This is a genomic window from Streptomyces sp. NPDC048434 (assembly GCF_043200375.1).
Taxonomy (GTDB): Bacteria; Actinomycetota; Actinomycetes; order Streptomycetales; family Streptomycetaceae; genus Streptomyces.
Genome location: NZ_JBICXQ010000030.1, coordinates 123,303 through 132,821, shown reverse-complemented (window position 1 = coordinate 132,821; position 9,519 = coordinate 123,303). Strand labels below are relative to the sequence as shown.

Annotated in this window: 8 protein-coding genes; 2 read left to right on the top strand and 6 right to left on the bottom strand. The window is 71.7% G+C overall.

The features are described 5' to 3' along the window. Window positions 1-173 precede the first annotated feature (173 nt). The gene (locus ACGFWI_RS30935; RefSeq protein ID WP_393909347.1) at window positions 174-1,013 is read right to left on the bottom strand and encodes a sulfurtransferase; all 840 of its coding nucleotides are present in this window, start codon (window positions 1,011-1,013) and stop codon (window positions 174-176) included. A 249-nt stretch (window positions 1,014-1,262) separates the two neighbouring features. Between ACGFWI_RS30935 and ACGFWI_RS30930 the strand changes: the two genes are divergently transcribed. Further along, window positions 1,263-2,039, top strand: coding sequence for a VOC family protein (locus ACGFWI_RS30930; protein WP_393909346.1), 777 nt, complete (start codon window positions 1,263-1,265; stop codon window positions 2,037-2,039). Window positions 2,040-2,173: 134 nt separating this feature from the next. Here ACGFWI_RS30930 and ACGFWI_RS30925 read toward each other — a convergent pair whose 3' ends face one another. From ACGFWI_RS30925 to ACGFWI_RS30910, 4 genes are all read right to left on the bottom strand, one after another. Further along, complete coding sequence (locus ACGFWI_RS30925; protein ID WP_393909345.1) at window positions 2,174-2,839, bottom strand: thymidine kinase; 666 nt, start codon at window positions 2,837-2,839, stop codon at window positions 2,174-2,176. 70 nt (window positions 2,840-2,909) lie between these two features. Further along, the gene (locus ACGFWI_RS30920) at window positions 2,910-4,100 is read right to left on the bottom strand and encodes an alkaline phosphatase family protein (protein WP_393909344.1); all 1,191 of its coding nucleotides are present in this window, start codon (window positions 4,098-4,100) and stop codon (window positions 2,910-2,912) included. Beyond that, entirely contained in the window at window positions 4,100-4,693 is a 594-nt protein-coding gene (locus tag ACGFWI_RS30915) for a DUF5998 family protein (RefSeq protein WP_393909343.1), read from the bottom strand. The genes ACGFWI_RS30920 and ACGFWI_RS30915 overlap by 1 nt, the downstream gene beginning before the upstream one ends. 38 nt (window positions 4,694-4,731) lie before the next feature. Next, the gene (locus ACGFWI_RS30910) at window positions 4,732-7,752 is read right to left on the bottom strand and encodes a GNAT family N-acetyltransferase (protein WP_393909342.1); all 3,021 of its coding nucleotides are present in this window, start codon (window positions 7,750-7,752) and stop codon (window positions 4,732-4,734) included. Window positions 7,753-7,974: 222 nt separating this feature from the next. Between ACGFWI_RS30910 and ACGFWI_RS30905 the strand changes: the two genes are divergently transcribed. Continuing rightward, window positions 7,975-8,256: an HPr family phosphocarrier protein gene (locus ACGFWI_RS30905; protein ID WP_033267424.1), complete on the top strand. Its 282-nt coding sequence runs from the start codon at window positions 7,975-7,977 to the stop codon at window positions 8,254-8,256. A 361-nt stretch (window positions 8,257-8,617) separates the two neighbouring features. Here the strand turns inward: ACGFWI_RS30905 and ACGFWI_RS30900 are convergent, their stop codons facing one another. Continuing rightward, entirely contained in the window at window positions 8,618-9,307 is a 690-nt protein-coding gene (locus ACGFWI_RS30900; protein ID WP_393909341.1) for a GntR family transcriptional regulator, read from the bottom strand. Between the last annotated feature and the right edge of the window lie 212 nt (window positions 9,308-9,519).

Here is a 9,519-nt window from a genome sequence, read left to right as displayed (position 1 = left end):
CGGGGGTGCCCTGTTGGGATGATATCGTCTTCGCCCCCGGGCCAAAGAAGCGGTTTTACGGGGGCGCCCGTGGGGCCCCACCCGCCCCAACCCCCCCGGTCCGCCCCCCCCCTGTTGGCTGGGCGGGGGCCCACGGCTTTGTACGACGCCCTGTTACGGGCCCCGGCGGGGGCTCAGCCGGGCTGCGGGCCGGTGGCGACCGGACGGGACGGATCGCCGGACCACTCGCTCCAGGAGCCGACGTACAGGGCGGCGGGGACGCCCGCGACCGCGAGGGCCAGTACCTGTTGGGCGGCGGAGACGCCGGAGCCGCAGTACACACCGACCTCCACCCCCGCCGTGGCGCCCAGCGACGCGAAGCGCTCGGCCAGTTCCGACGCGTCGCGGAAGACGGTGCCGCCCTCGACGACGTTCTCGGTCGTCGGGGCGGACACGGCGCCCGGGATATGGCCGGCGACCTTGTCGATGGGCTCGACCTCGCCGCGGTAGCGCTCGGCGGCCCGCGCGTCCAGCAGGACTCCGCGGCGGGCCACGGCGGCCGCGTCGTCCGCCCGCAGCAGCGGCAGCCCACCCGGTACCGGAGTGAAGTCACCTTCCTGCGGAGCCGGTTGATCGACGCTCATGGCGCCACCGGCCGCCTGCCAGGCGGTGAGACCGCCGTCCAGGACGCGCACATCGGGGTGGCCGGTCCAGCGCAGCAGCCACCAGGCACGGGCGGCCGCCCAGCCCTGGCCGCCGTCGTAGACGACCACGGGGCGGTCCGCGCGGACGCCGGCGGCCCGCATGGCATCGGTGAACACATCGAGGTCGGGGAGCGGGTGCCGGCCACCCGGACCGGGAGGCGAGGCGAGTTCGCTGTCGAGGTCGACATAGACCGCGCCGGGCACATGGCCGGCCTCGTACACGGGACGGCCGGGCGGTCCACCGAGTTGATAACGGACGTCCAGGAGCACCGGAGCGGGGGGTTGCGCCAACTCGCTCACGAGTTCGGTAGCGGTGATGATGGCATTCATGGGACTCATCCTTGCGTAGCGACAGCTACGTACAGAAGGTAGGTGCCCACCCTCCGTATGACGCAGTTACGTCCTGCGGTAACGCCTCTGAGGCGGATGGGAAACGTCAAAACGGACATTCTCCCTCGCGAACCTGCCATGGACGGCGCGGCCGGGGCGCTCACCAGGTCACAGGGTGCGAGCATCTGCTGGGGACCCGCGCCCGTAGCGCACATGGTCAGCACCCGACGCTCCGAGGAGAGAGTGACAATGACGACCGAGGCAGCGACCCGGCGGATGCCCGGCGCGCCCTGCTGGGTGAGCCTCCTGGCCCACAGCCTTTCCGCGACGCAGGAGTTCTACGGCGCGCTGTTCGGCTGGGAGTTCCGCCCGGGACCGCAGCATTTCGGTCCGTACGCCCGGGCCTTCCTCAACGGCCGGGAAGTCGCCGGCGTCGGCGAGCTGGCACCCGACCGCCACCTCCCGGTCGCCTGGACCACGTATCTGGCCAGCGATGACGCGGATGCGACCGCCGAGCAGATCCGTTCCTGCGGTGGGACGGTGGGCGTCGGGCCGCTGGATGCGGACGACGACACGGGACGGATGGCGATCGCCTCCGATCCCGAGGGGGCGATCTTCGGAATCTGGCAGGGCAGGTCGATGACGGGCACCACCATCACCGGGGAGCCGGGCACCCCGGCATGGAACGAGCTGGTCACCCGGGACACGAGCTCCGTCCTGACGTTCTACGAGCATGTCTTCGGCTACGAGGCGGAGCCCGTGGTCTCGGCCGACTTCGACTATCTGACGCTGCATCTCAAGGACCACCCGGTGGCCGGTATCCACGGCGTGGGCAACGCCCTGCCACGCGACCGGGGCTCCCACTGGATGACGTACTTCGCCGTCCCCGACACGGACGCGGCGGCCCGGCGGGTCACCGAGCTGGGCGGGCAGGTGCTGCATGCCGCCCGGGACTCCGCGCACGGCCGGCTGGCGACGGTCGCCGACAGCGAGGGCGCCGTCTTCACGATCATCCAGCGGAACTGAGGGGCTGTCACACCAGGTTCCGCCCGGCGTCCACAGTGAGTGTCCGCACGCCTTCCGGCCGCGGACAACGGGCTGTTGCACCCGCCCCTCCCCCGGGCTCGCCGCACGCTCGGCCCCGCCGCCGGCGGCCGGTCCTACCGCGCGCTGTCGACCGGCAGTACGTCCGGGGAGAGCGCGGCCGCGCGGGCGGTTGCCGAGGTCTGGCGGCGACGGTGGTGACGCCGGCACAGCACCTCGTAACCGACCACGGCCTGTGGGCCGTCCACCTCGCCGACGACATCGCCGACCACGACCTGCGCACCCTCGACGACCATCCTGCCGTCGACCGTACGGGCGTTGTGCGTGGCGCGGGCGCCGCACCAGCACAGCGCCTCGACCTGCAGTACCTCTATGCGGTCGGCCAGTTCGACCAGTCGCTGGGAGCCGGGGAAGAGCTTGCTGCGGAAGTCGGTGGTGATACCGAAGGCGAAGACGTCCAGTTCGAGGTCGTCGACGACGCGGGCGAGCTGGTCGACCTGTTCGGGGGCGAGGAACTGTGCCTCGTCGGCAATGACGTAGTCGACCCGTCCGCCGGCGGAGAGGTGGCCGACGACATGTGTGTAGAAGTCCATGTCGTGCGCCGCCTCGACGGCCTCGGTGACCAGGCCGAGGCGGGAGGAGAGCTTGCCGCGGCCGGCCCGGTCGTTGCGGCTGTAGATCATGCCCTGCAGACCACGGGAGGAGCGGTTGTGCTCGATCTGCAGAGCAAGTGTCGACTTTCCGCAGTCCATCGTTCCGGAGAAGAACACCAGCTCGGGCATGGGAAGTTGCGGGCCTTTCGGGCTCGTACGGAGGGGGGCGGGGCAGCGCGCGGGCGACGGGCCGTGCGGGTCAGGTGCGGACTTCCAGAAGCGGCACCAGCTGCTCCATCGGGGTCATCGAGCCATGCATCCCGACCATCTCCGATTCACGGGGCTCCCGCTCGGTCGCGATGATCACCATGTCGGCGTGCGCGGCCGCCACGACATCGCCGATCCGGGCACGCACCCGGTCGTCGACATGCGGCCCGAACCACCCCGCGGCGATGGCCTCTTCGCGGCTCGCCACCCACATCTGCTCGCCGACCACCTCGCGCCATACGGCGAGCACGTCCGCGGCCGCGCCCGGGTGGGCGTACACATGGCGGGCCCGGCCCTCGCCGCCCAACAGGCGTACGCCGGCGCGCAGTTCCCAGTCCTCGTCGAAGTCGATCCGGGAATCGGGATCGAAGGGGATATCGATCATGCCGTGGTCGGCGGTGATGTAGAGCGCGCTGCGCGGCGGCAGTTGTTCCGCCAGCCGCTGGGCGAGCCGGTCGACGTACATCAACTGGCCACGCCAGGCATCGGAGTTGACGCCGTAGCGGTGACCCTTGCCGTCCACCTCGGAGTAGTACGTGTAGACCAGCGAACGGTCACCGGCGGCGAGCTGCTCGGCGGCGAGGTCCATCCGCTCCTCGCCGGAGAGCCGGCCGTGGAACGTGCCGCCGCTGAGCGCGACCTGGGTGAGCGGAGTGTGCTGGAAGTTCGGCGCGGAGACCTGGCAGGTGTGGACACCGGCGGCGTCCGCACGCTGGAAGACCGTCGGATACGGCTGCCAGACATACGGGTCGGTCCACGGATACCAGCGCAGCTGGTTCATCAGGCTGCCGGTGGCCGGGTCCTCGCAGGTGTATCCGGGCAGGCCATGGGCGCCCGGTGGCAGGCCGGTGCCGACCGAGGCGAGGGAGGTGGCGGTGGTGGACGGGAACCCTGCGGTGAGGGGGCGGCCGCTGCCGTTGAACGACGTGCCCAGGAGTGAGGTGAGAAACGGCGCCTCCTCCGGGTGGGCGCGCAGCAGCTCCCAGCCGAGGCCGTCGATCAGGAAGACACAGGCCCGGTCGGCGGGGGCCAGCTCCATCGTGGTGGCGAGGTCGGTCACCCCGAGCCCCGTGGCGATGGTGGGCAGCAGATCGGCGAGGGAACCGGTGCCGTACTGCGGCACCGGGGCGCCGAGCGGGTCGAGCGGTTCGGGTTCCGGCCAGGCGGGGGCGATGTGGACCATCAGCGGGGGGAGGGGGTGGCCGCGGTGGCCTCGGAGAGCGCCTGGGCGAAGGTGAGCGTCTCGCGCACCGAGTCCGGTCCGTCACCGGCTTCACTGACCCGCAGCGAGAGGTCGTCGGCGGTGGAGGAGCCCGTGTAGCCGTGGTCCGCCTCGCAGTTGGGGTCACCGCAGGCGGCGGGCTCCAGGTCCAGGCGGGCGACCGCGCCCCAGCCGATGGTGAGCACGACCTCGCGGGGCAGCTGGCCAGGTGTGTACGACTCGGGGTTGGCGACCACCCGGCTGAGTACCACGGAGGAGATCCGGCCCAGCTTGACGGACTCGGTGGAGGTGGTGGCGTACGGCGACGGGGAGGTGGCGTCGGCGGCCTGCTCGTCGGTGTGGCTGACGATGAAGCGGGTGCCGGTCAGGACCAGGACCGTGACATGGCGGCGGACCTCGTTGGCATCGAAGGTCGTCTCCTGATGGACGAGGTACGACACCACGGGCTCCCCGCCGACCGCGGCCTGCACCGCCTCGGCCACGAGCGTCGGGTAATAGCCGCTGCGCTCGATCGCCGCGCGCAGCCCCTGGGTCGTCGTACCGGTCTTAGCCATGGGGTCCATCTTACGGGGCGTACCGGGCCACGAGAGCCTCAGTAGACGGGCAGCCGGCGGGGGCCGAGGTCAGTGGTGGCAGGGGCCCGGGCCAGGCGCACGGTCGCCCCCAGTACGGAGAGGCCGTGGGCGGCGACGACGACCGGTTCGAGGTCGACGCCGACGACCTCGGGGTGGTCGTCGACGAGCCGGGAGACGCGCAGGAGCACCTCGGCCAGCGCCGCGGTGTCGACGGGCTGGGAGCCGCGCCAGCCGAACAGCAACGGGGCGGCGCGGATCGAGCGGATCTGCTCGGCGACCTCGCGGTCGGTGGCGGGGATAAGGCGGTGGGCGATATCGCCGAGCAGTTGGGAGGGCGCCCCGGCCAGGCCGAAGGAGAGAACGGCACCGGCGGCCGGGTCGATGGCGGCACGGATGACTGTGTCGACGCCACGCGGCACCATCGACTGGACGACCGGACGCAGCTCTTCCGGGGAGCCGAGGAAGTCGGTCAATTCGGCGTATGTACGGCGGAGTTCGGACTCGCCCGCGATGTCCAGACGTACTCCGCCGAGATCGGCGCGATGGCGTAGATGGGGCGCGGTGGTTTTGAGGGCCACCGGATAGCCGAGGCGGGCGGCGGCGCGGACGGCGGTGTCCGGGTCGGGGGCCGGGAGGACGGGCCGGGTGTGGATGCCGTAGCGGGCGAGCAGGGCCTCGGCGTCCTGGGGAGGCACCGGGACGGAACGGCCCGTGGGGGCGTCGGGGGTGAGCCGGTTGAGCAGGCGCTCGATGTCGGCGCCGGCCGCCGCCTCCTGGATGTCGTCGTACTCGGGCACCCGGCCTGGCTCGGCGGCCTCCCGGCGCCATGCGGCGTAGCGGACGGCCTCGGCGAGGGAGCGCACGGCGCGCTCGGCGGCCGGGTAGGCGGGGATGCGGAGGGGGGAGGGGCGGGGCCGGTGCGCGGTGGCGGCGTCACGGGACGGGGCCGGCTGCCGTGCGGCGAGGTTGGGCGGCGGGCCCGGGGGGATCAGGGGGCGTGCGCGGTTCGACGGGTTGTGGGCGGGCAGCGGGGGCTCCGCGGGGCGGGCGGCGGGCGCGGGGACCGGGTCCGCGGGGCCGGTCGACTCGACGCGAACGGGGTCGGGGGCTGCGGGCTCGGGCTCGGGCGACTGCGCCGGTGCCGGTGCCGGTGCCGGTGCGGCGAGTGTCTCGGCCAGATCGTCCATGGCGAGGTGGACGACCGTCACCGGCTTCTCCGGATGCGCCTCGGCCGCGGTGCGCAGCGCGGCGGCGAGTGCGGCGCCCTCGCTGTCGGCCGGGGAGACGGCGGCCCCCTCCCCCACCCAGGGGATGGCCGTGACGACCACGGCATCGCAGCCGTCACCGGACAGTGCCTCGGCGAGCGCGGCCCGGAAGTCGTCCGGTGTCGCGGCGGAGGGCAGTACCCGGGGGCTCTGCGGACGCAGCCGTTCGGTCAGGCAGGCGTCGTACGCGAGCAGCGCCAGCGACTCGGAGTTGCCGAGGATGGCGATGCGCGGGCCGGCCGGCAGTGGCTGGGAGGCCAGCAGCAGACCGGCGTCGATCAGCTCCGTGACCGTATCGACGCGGATCACGCCGGCCTGGCGCATCAGGGCGGCGACGGTGCTGTCCGGGACACGGACCGTGGGCACGGCGTGGCCGGGCGGTGCGGTGCCGTTGTGCCGGGCACCCTTGGCGACCACGACCGGTTTGACGGCGGCGGTGCGGCGGGCGAGCCGGGCGAACTTGCGCGGGTTGCCGATGGACTCCAGATAGAGGATCACGACGTCGGTGTCCGGGTCGTCGTACCAATACTGGAGCAGGTCGTTGCCGGAGACGTCGGCGCGATTGCCGGCCGAGACAAAGGCGGAGATTCCGGCGATACCGCCGTCGCCGGGACCGCGCGCATGCAGTCCACTGAGCAGGGCGATACCGATGGCACCGGACTGGGTGAACAGACCGATGTGGCCGGCGCCGGGCATCTGGGGGGCGAGGGAGGCGTTCAGCCGGACGTCGGGGGCGGTATTGATGAGGCCGAAGGCGTTGGGCCCGATGAGCCGCATGCCGTACGAGCGGGCCTGCCCGAGCAGGGCGCGCTGCCGCTCCCGCCCCTCCAAGCCCGCCTCGGCGTAACCGGAGGACAGGATCAGCACGCCCTGGACGCCGTGTTCGCCGCAGTCGCGGACCACGTCGGGGACGCTGTCCGCTGGGACGGCGATGACGGCGAGGTCCACCGGGTCGGGGATCTCCTGCAGGGCGCGGACGGCCGGCACGTCTTCGGGAAGCAGCCGCTGCATGTCCTCGGGGAAGGCGTGGTTGACGGCGTGCACACGGCCCGTGAAGCCGGATTCCAGGAGGCTGCGCAGGGCGGTACGGCCGACGCCGCCGGGGGCCCGGCCGGCACCGATGACGGCGACCGAGCCCGGGGCGAGCAGCCGTTGTACGGAGCGGGCCTCGGCGCGCTGCTCGCGGCCGCGCATCACGGCCATGGACTGCTCGGTCGGCTCCAGATCGAACTCCAGGCGGACCACACCGTCTTCGAAGGTGCGCTTCTGGGTGTAGCCGGCGTCCGTGAACACTTTGATCATCTTGGAGTTCGCGGGGAGCACCTCGGCGGCGAACCGGCGAATGCCGCGTTCGCGGGCGACGGCAGCGATGTGCTCCAGGAGGGCGGAGGCCACACCGCGGCCCTGGTGGGCGTCCTGGACGAGGAAGGCGACCTCGGCCTGGTCGTCCTCGGGGTCCTTGGCGGGCAACCCCTGGTCGTTGATCCGGTCGTAGCGGACGGTGGCGATGAACTCGCCGCCGACGATGGCCGCGAGCCCGACCCGGTCGACGTAGTCGTGGTGGGTGAAACGGTGCACATCGCGGTCGGACAGGCGCGGGTAGGGCGCGAAGAATCGGTAGTACTTCGACTCGTCGGAGACCTGTTCGTAGAAGGAGACCAGCCGCTCGGCGTCGTCCGGGGCGATGGGGCGGATCCGCGCCGTGCCTCCGTCGCGCAGCACCACGTCGGCTTCCCAGTGGGTCGGGTATGCGTGGTCCGGCGGCTTCTGCATGCGGACAGCGTACGACCGGCCACCGACAACCGGCTCGGCGCGCGTACGCTCGGGGTGCGGGGCAGGCTGGGGACGCCGTATGGACGTACGGTCCGGTCGGTCTGCCGGACCTCCCCTGGGGGGACCAATGGCCGCAAAAGGCCAGGACAAAGGGCTGCGGAGCACTGTCGGCAGCGTGAGAGACTGGTCTAGACAACAGTCACGACTTTGAAGGGCAACACCATGGCTGAGCGCCGCGTCAATGTCGGTTGGGCCGAGGGCCTGCACGCCCGCCCCGCGTCGATCTTCGTCCGTGCGGCCACCGCCTCCGGCGTCCCGATGACGATCGCCAAGGCTGATGGCAACCCCGTCAACGCGGCCTCCATGCTCGCGGTCCTGGGCCTGGGCGCCCAGGGCGGCGAGGAGATCGTGCTGGCCTCCGACGCCGAAGGTGCCGAGGTCGCGCTCGACCGCCTGGCCAAGCTCGTCGCCGAGGGTCTCGAGGAGCTCCCCGAGACCGTCTGAGCCCGCCAGGACTCTGCTGCATGCGGCGGCCCCGCCGCGGCGACCGGTGACCGGTTGCCGCGGCGGGGCCGTTTCGCTGTGCCGAGTTCCGTCCGCTGTGCCGGATTCCGTCCGCAGTGCCCGGGATATCGGGGTGCGCGCTTACGGTATGGGCCGTACGCGAATCACCGCACGGATGCATTGAACGCGTTGAATTTCCGGATGGCCCGATATCGTCGGGACGCAAGAAAAAGCGTGCGCTATTCATTGCCCCGAATGCGGCAATGGAGGCAGCACAATAAAACTGCGGACGGGCCGAAAAGAGAACGCCACCGCGCGCCACCGAAGTCCATTTGGCACTTCTTTGTATACGGGGCGATTGTTAAGGACGGGCGCGCGCCGTGTTGACGGGCGGTTTCGGATCCCTCACCTCCGTCTTGGCGGGGTGCCGGAGCCGGTACACCGGGAGTGAGCGCTCGACATGAGCCGCCATCAGGGCGCGGGCCCGCTCCGCATCCCCCCGGGCCACCGCGTCCAGCACCGCGCCGTGTTCATCCCAGGACTCCCCGGCGCGGGCGGGCAGTTCCACGGCGTACATCCACTCGATCTTGCGCCGCAGCTGGGTCAGCAACGCCGTCAGACTGGGGCTGCCGGCCGCTTGGGCCAGCGTCTCGTGGAACCAGCCGTCCAGTTGGCGCAGATCCGCGGGGTTGCCGTGACGGGCCCGCTCGCGGCCGAGCCGTACCAGACCGCGGAGCACCTTGAGGTGGGCCGGGCTGCGACGGGCGGCCGCGCGGGCGGCACCCAGCGGCTCCAACAGGGCGCGGACGTCGAGGAGATCGGCGGACTCCTGCTCGGTGGGCTGGGCGACGCAGGCGCCCGCATGGTGGCGGGTGGTGACGAACCCTTCGGACTGCAGCGTGCGCAGCGCTTCACGGACCGGCACTCTGGAGACGCCGTACCGGGCCGCCAGGATCTCTTCGATCAGCCGGCTCCCCGGCGCCAGCGCACCGGAGACAATGTCGTCGCGAATCGCTGTGCACACCGCATGCGCGGAAATATGGCCTCGCATCTTCCGTGCCTCCGCCGTAATCCCCTGGAAACGCCGCCGGTCGGCGACTTTTCCGTGACTCTATTCGACCGCAACGGCTTTTCCGACGGACTCCGGTTATTCATGGATATTTTTTGGCCAGAAGTCGCGGGCCACACGGCGTATCCGGTGCACTCGTCCCACTCCCGGATACGCCGAAGCCCCGGCCGTGGGGCCGGGGCTTCGGGCGGACG